This is a genomic window from Faecalimonas nexilis (genome assembly GCF_059731825.1).
Window position 1 is genome coordinate 965,661 of sequence record NZ_AP029189.1, and the last position, 17,123, is coordinate 982,783.

Consider the following 17,123-nt stretch of genomic DNA (forward strand, 5'->3'; position numbering starts at 1 on the left):
ATCTATAGTGGATACCAAACTCCATCGATTCCAATTGCATCTATCTGCGTCCAATCGCAGCGGTTCGAGAAGCCATAAATCCAACGGAATCCTTCAAAGGAATCATCTTGAACTGCCTCACGACTGGAATGATTTATTCCAACTTTCTTTTCTGTTGATGATTTTCCTGTCAAAACGTCTTCTTTACCATTCTTATAGCGGAAAGTAATCTGGACGGCCCCGGGATCTTCAGGAAAATTGGTATCTGTATCTCCTTCTGCCCATATTGTGATTCCAAGTGGAGAGTATTCTAATTTTGTATACATTTCAGATTTTCCTAAAGCTATAGATTTTGGTTCTATCGTCTTTTTTAGTGAAACGGTGAGATATTGTGTGGATTTTGGAATGTTGATACGGATATTCTCCTGTTCCCCGTTTATGTCCAGCCAGTAATAAGCTTCTTTTTCATTTGACAGATCAGTATAATAACACATGCTTGCCGCTTTTGAGGCAACCGGACCTGGCAGCTGCTTCAGTTCTTTTTCTGCTTCTTTTGTCAGTGCTTCCAGTTTTATCAGTATACGTCCGATATTACCATCATATGCCATGTCTACAAGGGAGAGAGAATAATCATCTGTCGAAATTTTTTGGTCTGAAGTAAGGACTTCTTTTTCGTTTAGACCAAACATTTTTTTTATAGACCATCCAAGTTCCTCAGATGCCACCGCATATGCACCGCCACCCAATATTGCTGCCAAGACGAAACCAGCCGCCAGTCGTTTCATAGTCCGTAAAAATCGAACCTGCTTTTGCTGCTTCATATTCTGGTGAACTTTTTTGAGTGTCATATTTCGAATTTTCTCTTCGTCACAGTTGACAGAATCAGACTTTATGTCTGTAAGCAATACATCTTTTGAATCCAAATGTCCAAATAATTCATACAGATTTACTTTTTTCATGAGTCACTCCTCCTTCTTTGAATTTTGTGATTAGTTTATCGCGCCCTCGGTATAATTTGGATTTCACAGTAGATATGGGTAACTGCATTGTATTGGCGATTTCATTCAGTTTAAATCCGTAAAAATAATATGCCAACATCAGATGTTGTTCAACGGCATTAAGCTCATTTAGCAGTTCCCGAATTTTTTCGATTTGTTCTTTTTCACCGAAATATTCATCCACACAGATAAAATCCAATACACTCTCTTCTTCAAGAACAATCTGTTTATGTTTTTCTCGTAAGCGGTTTCGTGTTTGATTTCTGGCAATCTGTGCTAAATATGGTTTCAAAGTATTGTGATTTTCAAATGACTGCTGTGATTTCCATAAGGAAAAAAATACGTCAGAAACAATTTCTTCCATATCTTCCTTTTCTAAACAGTCACAGGAAATCCCTTTTACAATCGTATAAACATATCCGGTATATTGTTTCATAAGGTTTTCCAATGTTTTTTCATCCAATACCAGTTTTTTCATCTTATTGAAATCCCCCCTTTCACTTACCTATACACAAAATCAAAGGAAAAAGTTTCATTAAAAAAGAAATATTTTTAATAAATTTGTTGGAATATACAAAAAATCCGAGGAGAATTCACGTGTTAGAGGATTCTCTTCGGATTTTTGAAAATAAAGTCAAAAGTAATTATGCTTCTACAAATACTTCTTTACCCATTCCGCAGATTGGACATACCCAATCTTCCGGGATATCTTCAAAAGCTGTTCCAGGAGCGATTCCGTTATCTGGATCACCAACTTCTGGATCGTATTCATAGCCACATGGTTCGCAAATATATTTCTTCATAGTAATACCTCCTTATAAATAACATGATAGATCAGTTACTATCATAATCTTTTTGACAAAATTTATTCTAGCAGAATTTTTGATAAATGTCTAGATAAAAATAGTAATCTTTCCTATTTTGTGCAATTTGCATAGATGTTATGTCTGAAAAGTTTGTGCATATATTAATAAAAAGAGAGAGTGGGTGTTTGGATGAAGAGAAAAATTCTGATGTCTGTATTGGTTTGCTTGTTTATTTTAGGAACGTGTATGGGTGCGGTGAGAGAAATATCTGTAAGCAACACAGTCAACGGCAGAGAATTGCCGATTTATTCTGTGGAGACAGAAGCAAAGCAGGTGGCGCTTTCCTTTGATGCAACATGGGGAAATGAATATATGAAGCAGATTTTGGATGTGCTGGATAAATATGATGTGAAGGCAACGTTTTTTCTTACAGGAAACTGGGTAGGGAAATATCCGGAAGATGTAAAACAGATTCAGCTTGCAAGGCACGATATCGGAAATCATAGTGAGAATCACAAAGCGATGAGCCAGCTCTCAAAGGAAGCTTGCAAAGAAGAGATTGTATCTGTACACGAAAAAGTAAAAGCTTTGACGGGGATAGAGATGAAATTGTTTCGAGTTCCTTATGGAGATTATGATGATCAAGTGATCAGGACAGCAAAAGCTTGTGGATACGAAGTGATACAGTGGTCGATTGATTCTCAGGATTGGAAGGATTATGGGAAGGAAAGCATTGTAAAAACTATTTTAAAAAATAAAGAATTAAAAAGTGGGGCGATTATTTTGATGCATAGTGGAGCAAAATATACAAAAGATGCTTTGGAATCTGTGATTTTGGGGCTTCGAGAACAAGGATATGAATTGGTTCCGGTGTCAGAACTAATTTATAAAGAAAATTATCATTTGGATGTGACCGGAAGACAGATAAAAAATAAATGAGAAATTAAGACTGATAAAATCATTTTAGAAGTAATTGACAAACGTAAAGCAGGTCGATATAATTATAAGAAACAAGGGCGTTTTCCGTGGAGTGAGAACGTCCATTTTTATTTCAGGATTTGGAGGGATATCAGTGAGAAACTATACAAAAAGAGACATATACAGACTTGTAGAAGAAGAGGATGTGGGCTTTATCCGGCTTCAATTTACAGATATATATGGAATGATGAAAAATATAGCAATCACGACAAACCAGCTGGAAAAAGCGCTGGATAACCGATGTGTGTTTGACGGTTCTTCCATCGAGGGATTTGCAAAGGATGAGGACTCGGATATGTATCTGTATCCGGATTTGAATACATTTGAGATTTTTCCGTGGAGACCACAGCAGGGAAAGGTTGCGAGACTCATTTGTGATGTGTATCGTCAGGACGGAACCCCTTTTGAGAATGATCCGCGGCATATTCTAAAAAAGACGGTTGAGAAAGCAAAAGCTATGGGATATCAACTACAAGTAAGCCCGAAGTGTGAGTTCTTTTTGTTCCATACAGATGATCATGGACTCCCGACAACCGTATCCCATGAAAATGCAGGATATTTTGATTTGGGACCTTTGGATTTCGGGGAGAATGCAAGACGTGACATGGTCCTGACATTGGAGGATATGGGGTTTGAGATCGAGACTTCTCATCATGAAGCGGCTGCGGCACAACATGAGATTGATTTCCGATATGATGAGACATTGGCTGCCGCCGATAAGATGATGACATTTAAACTTGTGGTAAAAACGATTGCAAAACGGCACGGACTGCATGCAACATTTATGCCGAAACCAAAATCAGGAGAAAATGGTTCGGGTATGCATCTGAATATGTCCTTGACAAAAGACGGAGTGAATCTGTTCGCCGATGAGAATGGTGAGAATGGACTGAGTCAGGAAGCAAGTTATTTCATCGGAGGAATTATGGCGCATATTCAGGCGATTACACTGATCACCAATCCGATTGTAAATTCTTATAAAAGACTCGTGACAAGAAGAAAACCGGTATTTCGGATTCCGGCAGAGCGCGGGGAGAAAACGAGAGTTGAGTTTCGAAGTCCAGATCCATCTGCCAATCCATATCTCGCATTTGCAGTGTGCCTTGCGGCTGGATTAGAAGGAATTGAAAAGAAGATCCTTCCGCCGGAACACATGGAAAAATATAATGAGTTACTTCCGGGAAGTCTCCTGGAAGCAGTCAGAGCTTTTGAAGAGGATACATTTGTTCAGAATGTTTTGGGAGAAGATTTATCAGCCAAATATGTTATGGCAAAGAAAAATGAATACCAGCAGTTCCGAGAGTATGTGACAGGCTGGGAACTGGAAAAATATTTGCACAAGATTTGAGTCTTTCTGTAATGAATAACCCGTTGAGCCGAAGGAGGTAAGTATGAGTAAAATTATTGTTGTGTTTCCCAAAAAGGATACAGCAACGAATATTCGTAATATCTTAGTGCGAAATGGTCTGGCAGTTACAGGAATCGGGACGACAGGAGCCCAGGCAATACAAAGTGCGGAGACGTTGGATGAAGGAATTGTGATTTGCGGTTATAAGATGCTGGATATGATGTATACGGAATTGCGGGAATATCTGCCGGATACATTTGAGATGCTCGTGATCGCATCTCCGGATAAATGGGGAGATGGGATTGTAAACGGCGTGGTAGGACTTACGATGCCGCTGAAGGTGCATGATTTGCTCAGCACGCTGAACATGATGCTGCAGGCGATAGAAAGGCGGAGAAAGAAGAGGAATGCGAAGCCGAAAGCCCGCAGCGAGAAAGAACAGGCGTTACTGAGAGAAGCGAAAGTATTACTGATGAACCGTAACAACATGACTGAGGACGAGGCTCATCATTATTTGCAAAAATGTAGTATGGACAGTGGAACAAATATGGTAGAGACGGCACAGATGGTACTAAGTGTTATGTCAGGATAAGAGAGTTAGGAGAAATGAAATGAAATTTACGAAAATGCAAGGTTTGGGAAACGATTACGTATATGTGAATTGTTTTAAAGAGACTATTGAAAATCCGCCAGAGATGGCGAAAAAGGTAAGCAACCGGAATTTTGGAATCGGTTCAGACGGATTGATCATGATTAATCCGTCTGATGTGGCTGATTTTGAGATGGAGATGTACAACGCGGATGGTTCGAGAAGTGAGATGTGCGGGAACGGAATCCGCTGTGTTGGAAAGTATGTGTATGATTACGGTCTGACAGAGAAAGAGCACATCTCTGTTGAGACACTTGCCGGAATCAAATATTTAGATTTGACGGTGGAAGATGGAAAAGTGAAACTTGTAAAAGTAGATATGGGAAGTCCGGAGCTTGTGCCGGAAAATATTCCGATTGTGGCGGATGGGAACCGTGTGATTGATGAGCCTATCAACGTGAATGGAACTGAGTATCGTATGACCGGAGTCTCAATGGGAAATCCTCATGCGGTCGTCTATGTAGAAGATGTGAAAGGACTTGATATTGAGACAATCGGTCCGGCATTTGAGAATCATGAGCGTTTTCCGAATCGTGTGAATACAGAATTTGTGAAAGTGCTTGATCGAAATACAGTTGAGATGCGTGTGTGGGAACGTGGATCGGGAGAGACGATGGCCTGCGGAACGGGAGCGTGTGCAGTCGCAGTCGCATGTATTCTAAATGGATTTACAGAAGATAAAGTGACAGTAAAATTACTTGGAGGGGATTTACAAATCGAATGGGATAAAGAGGCGGACAAGATATATATGACCGGTCCGGCGGAAGTTTCATTTGACGGAGAAATAAACCTATAAACGGAGGAAAAAGAATATGTTTAAAATAAATGACAACTATTTGAAACTGCCGGGAAGCTATCTGTTTTCGACAATTGCAAAGAAAGTGGCTGCCTACACACAGGCAAATCCGGAACAGTCTATCATCCGGCTTGGAATCGGCGATGTAACACAACCGCTTGCTCCTGCGATTATTGATGCACTTCATACGGCGGTAGACGAGATGGGAGTGTCGGAGACATTTCATGGCTATGCGCCGGATTTGGGATATGAATTTTTAAGAAGTGCAATCGCAAAAAATGACTATGTCCAAAGAGGCTGCGACATCTCAGCGGACGAGATTTTTATTTCAGATGGTGCAAAATGCGATTCCGGAAATATTCAGGAGATTTTCAGTAAAGACAATAAAATTGCAGTATGTGATCCGGTTTACCCTGTGTATGTGGATACGAATGTCATGGCAGGGCGCACCGGAGTGTATGATGCAAAGACAGAGATGTGGAGCGATGTGATCTATATGCCATGTACTGCTGAAAATGGATTTGCACCGGAATTGCCAAAGGAGACACCGGATATCATCTATCTTTGTTTCCCGAATAACCCTACAGGTTCGACGATTACAAAAGAACAACTGCAGGTGTGGGTTGATTATGCGAATAAAGTCGGAGCTGTCATCATATATGATGCGGCGTATGAAGCATACATTTCAGAAGAAGATGTGCCGCACAGTATCTATGAATGTGATGGGGCGAGAACTTGCGCAATCGAACTTCGCAGTTTTTCAAAAAATGCCGGATTCACAGGTGTCCGTCTTGGATTTACAGTCATTCCAAAAGAGTTGAAATGTGGAGATGTGACACTGCATTCACTGTGGGCGAGACGTCATGGTACAAAATACAATGGGGCGCCGTATATTGTTCAGCGAGCAGGAGAGGCCGTGTATTCAGAGGCTGGAAAGGTGCAGCTGAAAGAGCAGGTAGCGTACTATATGAAAAATGCAAAGACGATTTCGAATGGCCTGAAGGAAGCGGGATACACTGTATCAGGTGGAGTCAATGCGCCATATATCTGGCTGAAAACACCTGATCAGATGACTTCGTGGGAGTTTTTTGATTATCTGTTAGAGAATGCAGGAATTGTTGGAACACCTGGATCCGGATTTGGTCCGAGCGGAGAAGGGTATTTCCGACTGACAGCGTTTGGAACATATGAAAATACAGTTGCAGCGATCGAGCGGATTCAAAAATTGTAATAAAACAAAGGAACGTGGGAAAAATTCTCACGTTCCTTAAAAAATAATTATCTATTTAAAATTAATTTTGTCAATTCAACTGGCTCTACAATTTTTCCGTCTTTGTATACACGCATGTTACCAGAAGCGATCTCATCAATTAAGATTACTTCGTCGTTGTTGTAACCAAATTCGAATTTGATATCCCATAAATCAAGACCGATTGATTTTAAATCATCAGCAACGATCTTTGTGATCTTTAATGTCTGTTCTTTCATGCTTTCGAACATCTCAGGTGTCATGATTCCCAGAGCTGCAAGACCTTCACTTGTAACAAGTGGATCGCCAAGAGCGTCATTTTTGAAAGTACATTCTACATATCCACCGTCTAATACAGTTCCGTCTTCCATGTACTCTCCGTATCTGCGGATAAAGCTTCCTGTTGCAACAAGGCGGCAGATTACTTCAAGTCCGTGTCCGAATACAGTTGCTGGAAGTACTTCCATAGTAGCTTCTTCTACATTCGCACTTACATAGTGTGTTTTGATTCCGGCTTCTTTTAATAATTCAAAATAATGAACAGAAGTCTCTAAGTTTGCTTTTCCGATTCCTTCGATTGTTAAACCAACAGCGTTTTCGCCTGGATCAAATACTCCGTCTTTTCCAGTACAGTCATCTTTAAATTTTAATAATACATTTCCGTTGTCAAGGCTAAATACGTCTTTTGTTTTTCCTTCATAAATCTTTTTCATCTTAAAATATCCTTTCTGTGTTTGAATTAAGGGCTAGAATAAAAACCTTACCTTTATTTTTTATCACAAAATTGGAATTTGTACAATTTATTTTTGGTAAAGATTTCAAAAAAAGTGATTTTGTATAAAAAAATAAAAAAAACAGATTAAAAATTAGATACATCGTATCTGTAATTCTATGATATGTTCATTTGCATCTTCTGACTGATGGATGTCAACCCAAAGAATTTCAAGAACAGGATCGACAGGTGTCAATCCGTTTTTGGATGCATAGTCAAGCATTTTTGGTATATATGTGGCGTTTTGGTTGCAGCTTCCCTGATAGCAAAGTGAAAGATAATTACCGGCGGGAAGTGTGTCGTTTCCGTGCTCATCAATGATAAATACAGCCTGATAATCCTGAAAATGTTGTTTGCGCACATCGTTTAAAGCAAGAAGAGAGCCAATACGATTATTTCCGATGATATAAAGATTGTGTTCATCTTTATTTAACAGCTGCTTGATCAGAACGTCCATCTCCTCATCTGTCTGGTAACCGGACTGTATCATATGGCAATGTCTCGTATGGTGATAAGTCTGCTCTATGATGCCAAGAGGATGGCGCCTGACGTCTTTTAAAGTCTGAAGACGATTTTGAACATTTTCTCTCAGCGCATATAATTCTTCCAGTTTGTTATCAATTGCAGACAATTCCTGTTCAAACAGAGATTCGGTAGAGGTGATGCTGCGGTTATTCAGATAGTCTTTAATCTGTTCCATTGAAAAATCCAGATTTCGCAGGTCACGAATGACATTCAGACGCCAAATATCATGAAGGCTATATAGCCGGTAGTCATTTTCGCTGCGCTTGGGAGTCAAAATCCCAAGTTTTTCATAATAACGCAAAGAATCTGTTCCAATGTGATAAAGTTTTGCGATTTCCCCAATTTTAAAATATTTTTTCATAATGCATATCTCCTATTTATTCGCTGGCAGGTACAGAAGTTTCGTCTAAATTGAAATTTTGGACAAAATCAATCAATAGTGACGATACCATAACAGTTATTACAGAAAAAATGATTCGTTCAAAAGGAATGTAAGACAAAGACAATCCAAGTACCAGAAAATCCGTAAACAGATAGGATCTGGAAAGGCGCCAACGCGTCACTTTTGAAATTGTGAGTGCCAGCGCGTCATCACCACCACTTGAACCGCCTTGCCGAACGATCAGACCAACTCCGATTCCGACAAAAATACCTCCAAGCAAAGCGCAGGCAAGTGGATAAGGTGTCAGATCCGGAATGACCGGAGGGAATAATTCCCAAATTTCAAAAAACAAAGAGACGCTGAGCGTAGAGATAATGGAAATCTTGATAAATCTACCGCCCAAATATTTGAAGGCAAGCAGATAGCAGGAAATATCCAGTATCGGAGTGATAACAGAAGGAGAGATGCCAAACCAGTGATTGATAAGCAGCATCATGCCAAGCACGCCGCCTTCGGTAATTCCTGTCTGTTGATGAATATTGTAAATTCCAAAAGAACAAATGGCAGCGCCAAGTACGATCCATGTGATCTTTTTAAGAGTAAATCCGTCTGTGAACCGTTCCCAAATCGTTTTCATTATGAAATACCTCCTAGATTTGATAATCAAATAGTAAACCTTAGTATAGTGCCAAGGTCAAGGGATTTCTAGTGCGAATTGTAAGAAAAAACAAAAAAATAAAAAAAATTTAAAAAAGTGCTTGCAATTTTTTGAAATATATGTATAATAATATTTGTTCGCAAGAGAACACAGAACATTGCGGAATGGTGTAATGGTAGCACAGCAGACTCTGACTCTGTTAGTAGGGGTTCGAATCCCTTTTCCGTAGTTACAAAAAACGGAGTGTGGCTCAGCTTGGTAGAGCGCTACGTTCGGGACGTAGAGGTCGCGTGTTCGAATCACGTCACTCCGATTTTTTATTGGAATATTGTTTGGCGATAAGCTTTGAGATGAGATGGCAGAGATTATGTTATTTTATCTGAAAGCTTATTTTTTGTTGCGCAGGAAATCTTTAGTGCTTATTTTAGTAGAATACTATTGCTTAAATTCGGAAAAAAAGTTACTATATTTACTATAAGAAAAGAGAATATAGAAAAGAAAGAGAGAACGCGCATGAAAAAAGTAGAAAAAAGAAACTTTCAAAGTGTAAAAACAAAGCCGGGGTATGTCCGTACGGCGTTGCCTTTATTGTTGTTGGTTGTTTTTGCGATTATGGGATTGGTAATCGTGGAGATGATTATGGAAAAAGATTCTTACAAACCAGGAAAGATTACGGGTACTCATTACGAAAGTGAGATGCTGGGTATTTCTTTTGACGCGCCGGAAGGATTTGAGATGTCTTCTCAGGATCAGATTGATGAGCAATTGAAATCAAGTGTTTCTTTTGCTAATGTAATGAAAAGTACAAGTGGAAGACGCATGGAGATGGCAGCGATATCGGAAAAAGGAACATCTGTCAGTGTGATTACATGGAACATGGAAGGTGACGATATGTCGGCAGAACAATATGTGGAGTCCAGTAAAAAGACGGTTATGCAGCAATATGAGACGAAAGTAAAATTTACAAATGACGGAGAGATATTTTCAAAAAAAATTGCAGGTGAGACATACGAATGTCTGAAACTTGATTTTACATCGGATGACACAAAGCGATGCAGTGAGTCGTATGTCCGTATGGTAGATGGATATGCGGTGCTGATCGGTATTGCGTATGGACCTGAGAATACAGCGGAGCGAGATGCTGTTTTAGAGGCTGTAAAAGCATTGTAAAAAGAGAGGGGAAAAGATGTTTGGAGAAGTGATCAGACTATGGGAAAACGGAGAATATTCGTATCCGCTTGCATGTGGATTTGTACCGAATCTGGTGAGTTATATTCATGAAGATGAAAAAATCAGACCTTGCATGATCATCGTTCCGGGCGGTGGGTATCGATTTGTCTCGCAGCGGGAAGGTGAGATTGTGGCAAGAACGTTTTATGATAAGGGATATAACACGTTTGTGCTGACGTATACGACTGATTTGACGATGACAGAACCGTTAAAGGAGCAGCCGATGAAAGATTTGGCGCGTGCCATCCGCAAGATCAGGCAGGGAGCGGAACGATATCAGATAGATCCGGAAAAAGTTATTTTGTGTGGATTTTCGGCAGGTGGTCATCTTTGCGCAAGCGTGTGTGTACACTATGAAGATATTCAGGATGAGCACAGAGTGTATAAACATTTCTCGTGCAGACCGGACGCGGTAATTTTATCCTATCCGGTTATTACTTCCGGAGTATATGCGCATAGAGGTTCGTTTGAAGCGTTATACGGAAAAGAGCCTTCTGAAAAAGAGATGGAATATATGTCGCTGGAAAAACATGTGACAGAGAAAATGCCGCCTTGCTTTGTGTGGCACACGGTAGATGATCAGACCGTGCCGGTGGAGAACAGCCACTTGTTTGCAAGAGCCTGTAAAGATCAGGGCGTTTTGTATGCGTTCCACATATTTTCACATGGAAAGCATGGCTTGTCACTTGCCAATGAACAGTGGGCGAGCAGAGAATGCGGAGGCGCATATACAAAAGAGCAGATGCAGCTTTTAGTAAAAAGTATCGAAAATGGAACGATTACATTGCCGAAAGAGGCAGAAGAAAAAGTTTATGAAGAAGTCACAAAGGTTCGACCGAAAGATGAACCGAATGAGGAAGTGTCTATTTGGCCGGAGCTTGCCGACCGTTGGGTGAAAGCAATTTTGGTAAACGTTAAGAGGAATGTCCGATAAAGGAGGAGCCTGATGAGAAGACGAAGATGTAGCTTATGCGGCGGAAAACTGGTAAACAATAAATGCGTGGAGTGTGGTCTGGACAATTCAAAAAGTGATACATCTTACAGAGTGAATGAAAGCAAATGCACTCATGAGCCTTTGACGCATGTACATCATGAGGCGGAGAAAGTTTCGAAAGCCCATACTGTGAAGAAGGTGCCGGCAAAACAATTTCAGAAGGGCAAACATACGGTTAAGATTTTCGTTGTCATAGGGATTCTGATATTTGTAATCACTGGATTTGCCCAGATTGCTCAAAAGATACAAATGAGCAGTTGGAAAGAAGAATCTGTGGAGGAATATGATCCATATAAGTATTTGGAGAAGACACTGCCTGAGACAGGAGAGCACTTTGAGGAGACCTACACGGGAGGAGAATATATTGTCGGGCTGCATATTCCGGAGGGGCAGTACCGGGTAGAATTGTTATCGGGAAGTGGAAGCGTTGATTTGGAAGACAGTGAAAACCATGTGTACTATTCTGAATTTTTGGCAGATGCACAAGAGGAAGGTGTCGAAAGAGAGATAGAAGATTTCCGTTTGTTTGCAGGGGCGAAAGTAGATATAGATTCACAGTTGGAAGTAAAATTCATCTCTGAGAATGCACAGGTGCAAGGAATGAAATCAGGAATGGAAAATCCTTTGACAGAAAGCGTTGAGATCAAAGAGGATGCGGTTGCGGGGAAAGATTTTCCGGCGGGAGTTTATGATGTCACGTTTCGGCGTCCTGATGAAGAGGAGTATGGAATGGGATATATGAAATACATTGTGCCGGGTACCATTCGCGAAGAGGATATTGAAGAGTATGAAATAAGCACAGGAAGTGTTCTGCTTGGAGAACCGGAGGAAATTTACCACAATGTGGTGCTGCCGGAAGGAACGACCGTGACGGTGGAAGAAGGAATTATCATTCTCACACCGAGTGAGAAAATTGAATCGGAAGATTATGGGGCATATTATGCAGATCAGTATGTAGAATAGTATCAGGGCAGAGTGATTACACTCTGCCCTGATACTATTCTACTTTATATTCTAAGATATAGTCGTCCATCACATAACCTTGTCCGATATCGGTTACTTCGGTTCTCACTTTTTGAAATCCGAGATGTTCGTAGACTGCAAGTGTGCTCTCGTTAAAACGATTGCAGGTAAGCCAAATCTTATTCAGATTTCTCATCTTGCAGATCTCGATAAATTTCCGGAACATATAAGATGCGATTTTTTTGCCGCGAAAATCTTTATGTACATAGAGCTTGCTTAAAAACAGGCTGCCATTTTCTTCGTGAATGCCGGCAAATCCAGCAAATGTGTACTCGTATGAAAATAAAAAATATTCATAATCATGATTGATCTGGTCTGCCAAAGCCTCCGGTGAAAGAAATTTTTCGAGCATATAATCAATCTGTTCTGTTGAAAGAATCGATGAGAAGTGTTCATGCCAGATTTCATCTGCAAGTGCGGAAACAGAAAAAATAAGCTCTTCATTTGTGACGGGAATAATTCTTAAACCATCCAAGATAGTAATCCTCCTTTGCTTGAGTGTTGCTGTTCACAGTAACACGTGATTAAGTTTTATTGTAAAGGAAGAAAGAGTCGTATGTCAATGGTAACAATTTATGCTATAATGAAAATAGTTAAAGTTGTTACTGAACAATAACTTATAGTTTGTTGGGAGGCATTTGAATGGAAGATTATGTGAGACTGAGAGAAGTAAAAAAGATATATAAGATGGGAGAAGTGGAGATTGCGGCTGCGGATGGAATTGATTTTTCTGTTGGAAAGGGAGAATTTGCAGTTGTTGTCGGAGCAAGTGGAGCGGGAAAGACTACTGTTTTGAACATTTTAGGAGGAATGGATACGGCGACGAGCGGAGAGGTGATTGTAGATGGAAATGATATCACAACCTATAATACAAAGCAATTGACGGCATACAGAAGAGATGACATCGGATTTGTGTTTCAGTTTTACAATCTGGTTCCGAATCTGACTGCGCTGGAAAATGTAGAACTGGCACTTCAGATTTGTAAAGATCCTCTGGATGCGATGGCGGTGCTTGAGGATGTCGGACTGGGAGAACGAGCGGCGAATTTTCCGGCGCAGCTTTCCGGCGGAGAGCAGCAGAGAGTTTCTATCGCAAGGGCGCTGGCAAAAAATCCGAAATTGTTACTTTGCGATGAGCCAACGGGAGCGCTGGATTACAATACAGGAAAAGCAATATTAAAACTGTTGCAGGATACGTGTCGTAAGAAGGGGATGACGGTCATTTTGATTACGCACAATTCGGCGATTGCACCGATGGCAGACCGTGTGATTAAAATAAAGAACGGAAAGGTTTCTAAAGTGACATTGAATGAGAATCCGATTTCGGTTGAGACGATTGAGTGGTAGATAAGTATGAAAAAACGAGCGTTGAGAAAAGATTTTTATATGGAGATACGAAAAAGCCTGGGACGTTTTTTGTCGATATTTTTTATAGTAGCATTGGGCGTATCATTTTTTTCCGGAATTCGAGCATCGGAACCGGATATGAGAATTTCCGGAGATGCCTATTTTGATGAAAAAAATCTGATGGATATCAAGGTGATCAGCACGATGGGACTGACAAAAGATGATCTGCATGCGATTGAAGGACTTTCAGATGTAGCTAAAGCAGAGGGCGGTTTTAGTCAGGACATGCTGCTTAATATAGATGATAATCAAAAGGTTCTTCATGTGATGTCTATTCCGGAGTCCATGAATGAGTTGACGGTAAGTGAAGGAAGAATGCCTGAAAAAGAAGGAGAGTGTCTTGTAGATATAGATTTTTTAGAAGGTACTTCTTATCGGATTGGTGATACGATTACGCTGACGGGAGAAAATTCCGGGATATTGGAGGTCAAAGAGTTTAAAATCGTGGGAACAGGAAGCAGCCCGTCCTACATCTCGTTTGGAAGGGGAAGCAGTCTGATTGGAACAGGAACGGTCAGTGGGTTCCTCGCTGTGACAGATGAAAATTTTTCTCCGGATACCTATACAGAAATTTATGTAAAAGCAGCAGGGGCAAAAGAGGAAACTGCGTTTACAGAGGGGTATCAAAAGAAAGTGGATCATGTGATTGATGAGATTGAGAAAATTACAGATGCTAGATGTGAGGCGCGGAAACAGTCTCTGGCAGCTGAGGCGAACAAAGAGATTGACAAGGCGAGACAGGAGTTGGAAGACGGAAAAGCGAGCGCGCAGCAGGAACTTTCGGATGCAGAACAAAAGCTGAAAGATGGAGAAATACAGATCCAGAATGCGAAAGCAGAAATTGCATCTGGAAAAGAGCAGATTGAAAATGCGAAACAGACCTTATATCAAAAGCAGAAAGAACTGGATGCCGGACTAGAAGAGTATCGCACCGGAAAAGAAACACTGGATAGCCAAAAAGAAGAATTAGAGAAAAAAGAAAAAGAATATCAGCAGCAGGCTGAGGCGGCAGCGCCACAGATTGAGGCTGCCGAGAAGCAGATTGCAGATGCCAGAGCCAAGTTAGACGCGGGATGGCAGCAGTACAATACCATCAAAGACAGCGAAGACCCAAAAGATCAGGCAATCGCAGCAGAGTTATTGAAACAGTTGAATGCAGGGGAGGCAGAACTTAAGGCGAACATAGAAAAGCTTACTGCGATGAAAAATCAGTTGTCAGAAGGGAAAATTGCGATTGAACAGGCAAAAGAGCAGCTGAGCGCCGGAGAAGAATCGCTCTCTTGTGCACTGCAGACAATCCAGAACGGGCAGGTTCAGATTGATACAGCGTGGGAAGAGCTGCATGAAAAAGAAGAGACACTTGAGAGTGGAGAAAATACTTTGCAGGAACAAGAACAGACGCTGATTAAAAGTAGGGAAGAGTATGAGACTGCAAAGACGGAGGCGCAGGCAAAGATTGAGGAAGGGGAACAAAAGATCAAAGATGCCGAGAAGGAGATTGCAAAGATAGAAACTCCGACATGGTATGTATATGACAGAAGCACTTTGCCGGAATATTCAGAATATGGAGAAAATGCGGATCGCATGCGGGCAATCGGGAAGGTGTTTCCGGCGTTGTTTTTCCTTGTGGCGGCACTGATCAGCCTCACGACAATGACACGAATGGTTGAAGAGCAGAGAGTGGAGATCGGAACACTTCAGGCACTCGGATACAGCAAGATTGATATTGCGAAAAAATATTTGAATTATGCGCTTTTGGCAACGTTTGGAGGAAGTGTTTTCGGGGTGCTGATTGGAGAGAAACTATTCCCGTTTATTATTGTGTATGCCTATAAGATTATGTATCAGCATCTTCCGCATATCATTGTGCCGTATCATGTGTCATATGCGGTCATGGCTACAGCAGCCGCAGTATTATGTACATTCGTGGCAACACTGGCAGCCTGCTATAAAGAACTGATGGCATTGCCGGCGGTATTAATGCGCCCACCATCACCAAAACAAGGCAAAAGAATTTTTTTAGAGCGTATTACGTTTATTTGGAAACATTTAAGTTTCATTTGGAAATCCTCTATTCGTAACCTTTTCCGATATAAAAAACGGTTTTTTATGACGATCATTGGAATTGGCGGTTGTATGGGATTGATGTTAGTGGGATTCGGACTCAAAGATTCCATTACCAATATCGCAACGCTCCAATATGGAGAATTGCAGGAGTATGACGGGATGGCATATTTGTCTTCGGACTTATCAGAACAGGAAAAGATGAGTTTAAGGGAAACGCTTGAAGGCGAACATCAGATTGATACGTATTCGGAAGTCATGATGAAAAATAAGACAGTGAAGAGCGCGGCAGGAGAAGAGGAAATCTACCTGAGTGTTCCGGTAAAGGAGCATGGTTTGGAGCCATTTATGACATTTCGAAATCGTGTTACAAAAGAAGAATATGAATTGACAAATGAAGGTGTGATATTAACAGAGAAGGTAGCCACCGAATTAGATGTGAAATCAGGAGATATGATTACCATACAAGAAGATACCGGTGACGTAAAGGTGAAAGTTGTGTCGGTATGTGAAAACTATATTGGAAACTATATGTATATGACAACCGGATTATATGAAGAACTTTATGGAAAAGAGCCGGAAGAAAATAGTATTATGTTCAAGATGAAGAAATATGATGAAGAAGGTTTGATGGGAATCGGGGAAAAACTGATTGAGCAGGATGCAGTTTTGAACGTGACATATACAAATAATATGGAAGAGCGGATTGCAGATATGCTCGGCAGTCTGAATCTGGTTATTGTGGTACTTATTATCTCGGCGGGAATGCTGGCGTTTGTTGTGCTTTACAATTTGAATAACATTAATATTACAGAACGAAAACGAGAACTTGCAACCTTAAAAGTGCTTGGGTTCTATGATAAAGAGGTTGCATCGTATGTATTTCGGGAAAATATTTTGCTGACAATTATTGGATCGCTGGTTGGAATGGGAATCGGAAAGATTTTGCATCAATTTGTGATTGTTACCGTGGAAGTGGAAGGAATTATGTTTGGAAGAAATATTGATTTTCCAAGCTTTTTGTACAGCTTTTTATTCACGGTTGGATTTTCATTGTTTGTGAATTGGGTAATGTATTTCAAATTAAAGCGTATAGATATGGTTGAATCACTGAAAAGTGTAGAATAGTTTATGAGAATTTAATAAAGTTCATAAGATTATTAGCACTCACTTTAAAAGAGTGCTAATTTTCTATTGACATTTAAAAATCAGAGTATTAATATATCAAATAGATGAGGCAAAACGCCGAGAATTGATAATTAAAG

Annotated in this window: 17 protein-coding genes and 2 tRNA genes; 12 read left to right on the forward strand and 7 right to left on the reverse strand. The window is 40.5% G+C overall.

Annotated features, from left to right (window positions below; all coding sequences use genetic code 11):
- Positions 1–2 precede the first annotated feature (2 nt).
- The 3 genes from AC6I5B_RS04760 to rd all read right to left on the reverse strand — a co-directional run bounded on the left by AC6I5B_RS04760 (position 3) and on the right by rd (position 1,780).
- On the reverse strand, positions 3–938 hold the full coding sequence (locus AC6I5B_RS04760; RefSeq protein ID WP_497773645.1) for a hypothetical protein: 936 nt from the start codon (positions 936–938) through the stop codon (positions 3–5).
- Complete coding sequence (locus tag AC6I5B_RS04765; protein ID WP_004614655.1) at positions 916–1,455, reverse strand: RNA polymerase sigma factor; 540 nt, start codon at positions 1,453–1,455, stop codon at positions 916–918. Before AC6I5B_RS04765 ends, AC6I5B_RS04760 begins: the two co-directional genes overlap by 23 nt.
- A gap of 166 nt (positions 1,456–1,621) precedes the next feature.
- Positions 1,622–1,780, reverse strand: a complete 159-nt coding sequence (gene rd / locus AC6I5B_RS04770; RefSeq protein ID WP_004614654.1) for a rubredoxin — start codon at positions 1,778–1,780, stop codon at positions 1,622–1,624.
- Between the two features lie 192 nt (positions 1,781–1,972).
- Here rd and AC6I5B_RS04775 point away from each other — a divergent pair, with 192 nt between their 5' ends.
- The 5 genes from AC6I5B_RS04775 (at position 1,973) to AC6I5B_RS04795 (ending at position 6,785) form a co-directional block, all read left to right on the forward strand.
- Positions 1,973–2,722, forward strand: a complete 750-nt coding sequence (locus AC6I5B_RS04775) for a polysaccharide deacetylase family protein (protein WP_117787449.1) — start codon at positions 1,973–1,975, stop codon at positions 2,720–2,722.
- Positions 2,723–2,855: 133 nt separating this feature from the next.
- Complete coding sequence (glnA, locus tag AC6I5B_RS04780; RefSeq protein ID WP_022250551.1) at positions 2,856–4,109, forward strand: type I glutamate--ammonia ligase; 1,254 nt, start codon at positions 2,856–2,858, stop codon at positions 4,107–4,109.
- A gap of 43 nt (positions 4,110–4,152) precedes the next feature.
- Positions 4,153–4,701, forward strand: a complete 549-nt coding sequence (locus AC6I5B_RS04785) for an ANTAR domain-containing response regulator (RefSeq protein ID WP_004614651.1) — start codon at positions 4,153–4,155, stop codon at positions 4,699–4,701.
- A gap of 19 nt (positions 4,702–4,720) precedes the next feature.
- Positions 4,721–5,554 carry a diaminopimelate epimerase gene (gene dapF / locus AC6I5B_RS04790; protein WP_022250552.1) on the forward strand — a complete coding sequence of 278 codons (834 nt, stop codon included), beginning with the start codon at positions 4,721–4,723 and terminating at the stop codon, positions 5,552–5,554.
- Positions 5,555–5,570: 16 nt separating this feature from the next.
- Positions 5,571–6,785, forward strand: coding sequence for an LL-diaminopimelate aminotransferase (locus AC6I5B_RS04795; protein ID WP_004614649.1), 1,215 nt, complete (start codon positions 5,571–5,573; stop codon positions 6,783–6,785).
- 47 nt (positions 6,786–6,832) lie between these two features.
- On the opposite strand, the gene AC6I5B_RS04800 is transcribed toward AC6I5B_RS04795, so the two are convergent.
- The 3 genes from AC6I5B_RS04800 to AC6I5B_RS04810 form a co-directional block, all read right to left on the reverse strand.
- Entirely contained in the window at positions 6,833–7,516 is a 684-nt protein-coding gene (locus tag AC6I5B_RS04800) for a phosphoribosylaminoimidazolesuccinocarboxamide synthase (protein WP_004614648.1), read from the reverse strand.
- A gap of 153 nt (positions 7,517–7,669) precedes the next feature.
- Positions 7,670–8,461 (reverse strand): MerR family transcriptional regulator, encoded by a 792-nt coding sequence (locus AC6I5B_RS04805; protein ID WP_004614647.1) that lies wholly within the window; start codon positions 8,459–8,461, stop codon positions 7,670–7,672.
- 16 nt (positions 8,462–8,477) lie between these two features.
- Positions 8,478–9,119, reverse strand: coding sequence for a YitT family protein (locus AC6I5B_RS04810; protein ID WP_004614646.1), 642 nt, complete (start codon positions 9,117–9,119; stop codon positions 8,478–8,480).
- A gap of 179 nt (positions 9,120–9,298) precedes the next feature.
- Between AC6I5B_RS04810 and AC6I5B_RS04815 the strand changes: the two genes are divergently transcribed.
- The 5 genes from AC6I5B_RS04815 (at position 9,299) to AC6I5B_RS04835 (ending at position 12,327) form a co-directional block, all read left to right on the forward strand.
- Positions 9,299–9,369: transfer RNA gene (locus AC6I5B_RS04815), tRNA-Gln, on the forward strand.
- Positions 9,370–9,379: 10 nt separating this feature from the next.
- Positions 9,380–9,453: transfer RNA gene (locus AC6I5B_RS04820), tRNA-Pro, on the forward strand.
- 200 nt (positions 9,454–9,653) lie between these two features.
- Positions 9,654–10,310, forward strand: a complete 657-nt coding sequence (locus AC6I5B_RS04825) for a hypothetical protein (protein WP_022250553.1) — start codon at positions 9,654–9,656, stop codon at positions 10,308–10,310.
- 16 nt (positions 10,311–10,326) lie between these two features.
- The gene (locus AC6I5B_RS04830) at positions 10,327–11,304 is read left to right on the forward strand and encodes an alpha/beta hydrolase (RefSeq protein WP_004614636.1); all 978 of its coding nucleotides are present in this window, start codon (positions 10,327–10,329) and stop codon (positions 11,302–11,304) included.
- Between the two features lie 12 nt (positions 11,305–11,316).
- Entirely contained in the window at positions 11,317–12,327 is a 1,011-nt protein-coding gene (locus AC6I5B_RS04835; protein ID WP_044988133.1) for a hypothetical protein, read from the forward strand.
- A 34-nt stretch (positions 12,328–12,361) separates the two neighbouring features.
- Here the strand turns inward: AC6I5B_RS04835 and AC6I5B_RS04840 are convergent, their stop codons facing one another.
- On the reverse strand, positions 12,362–12,862 hold the full coding sequence (locus AC6I5B_RS04840; RefSeq protein WP_004614634.1) for a GNAT family N-acetyltransferase: 501 nt from the start codon (positions 12,860–12,862) through the stop codon (positions 12,362–12,364).
- Positions 12,863–13,029: 167 nt separating this feature from the next.
- Here AC6I5B_RS04840 and AC6I5B_RS04845 point away from each other — a divergent pair, with 167 nt between their 5' ends.
- Positions 13,030–13,734 (forward strand): ABC transporter ATP-binding protein, encoded by a 705-nt coding sequence (locus AC6I5B_RS04845; RefSeq protein ID WP_004614633.1) that lies wholly within the window; start codon positions 13,030–13,032, stop codon positions 13,732–13,734.
- 6 nt (positions 13,735–13,740) lie between these two features.
- A complete protein-coding gene (locus AC6I5B_RS04850; RefSeq protein WP_497773646.1) occupies positions 13,741–16,986 on the forward strand; it encodes an ABC transporter permease in 3,246 nt (1,081 codons plus the stop codon).
- The last annotated feature ends 137 nt before the right edge of the window (positions 16,987–17,123 follow it).

What these genes read in the sequence shown, in the direction of transcription:
- AC6I5B_RS04760 (WP_497773645.1), bottom strand. Translation starts at nt 938, where the DNA reads ATGAAAAAAGTAAATCTGTATGAATTATTTGGACATTTGGATTCAAAA.
- AC6I5B_RS04765 (WP_004614655.1), bottom strand. Translation starts at nt 1,455, where the DNA reads ATGAAAAAACTGGTATTGGATGAAAAAACATTGGAAAACCTTATGAAA.
- rd (WP_004614654.1), bottom strand. Translation starts at nt 1,780, where the DNA reads ATGAAGAAATATATTTGCGAACCATGTGGCTATGAATACGATCCAGAA.
- AC6I5B_RS04775 (WP_117787449.1), top strand. Translation starts at nt 1,973, where the DNA reads ATGAAGAGAAAAATTCTGATGTCTGTATTGGTTTGCTTGTTTATTTTA.
- AC6I5B_RS04785 (WP_004614651.1), top strand. Translation starts at nt 4,153, where the DNA reads ATGAGTAAAATTATTGTTGTGTTTCCCAAAAAGGATACAGCAACGAAT.
- dapF (WP_022250552.1), top strand. Translation starts at nt 4,721, where the DNA reads ATGAAATTTACGAAAATGCAAGGTTTGGGAAACGATTACGTATATGTG.
- AC6I5B_RS04795 (WP_004614649.1), top strand. Translation starts at nt 5,571, where the DNA reads ATGTTTAAAATAAATGACAACTATTTGAAACTGCCGGGAAGCTATCTG.
- AC6I5B_RS04800 (WP_004614648.1), bottom strand. Translation starts at nt 7,516, where the DNA reads ATGAAAAAGATTTATGAAGGAAAAACAAAAGACGTATTTAGCCTTGAC.
- AC6I5B_RS04805 (WP_004614647.1), bottom strand. Translation starts at nt 8,461, where the DNA reads ATGAAAAAATATTTTAAAATTGGGGAAATCGCAAAACTTTATCACATT.
- AC6I5B_RS04810 (WP_004614646.1), bottom strand. Translation starts at nt 9,119, where the DNA reads ATGAAAACGATTTGGGAACGGTTCACAGACGGATTTACTCTTAAAAAG.
- AC6I5B_RS04825 (WP_022250553.1), top strand. Translation starts at nt 9,654, where the DNA reads ATGAAAAAAGTAGAAAAAAGAAACTTTCAAAGTGTAAAAACAAAGCCG.
- AC6I5B_RS04830 (WP_004614636.1), top strand. Translation starts at nt 10,327, where the DNA reads ATGTTTGGAGAAGTGATCAGACTATGGGAAAACGGAGAATATTCGTAT.
- AC6I5B_RS04835 (WP_044988133.1), top strand. Translation starts at nt 11,317, where the DNA reads ATGAGAAGACGAAGATGTAGCTTATGCGGCGGAAAACTGGTAAACAAT.
- AC6I5B_RS04845 (WP_004614633.1), top strand. Translation starts at nt 13,030, where the DNA reads ATGGAAGATTATGTGAGACTGAGAGAAGTAAAAAAGATATATAAGATG.
- AC6I5B_RS04850 (WP_497773646.1), top strand. Translation starts at nt 13,741, where the DNA reads ATGAAAAAACGAGCGTTGAGAAAAGATTTTTATATGGAGATACGAAAA.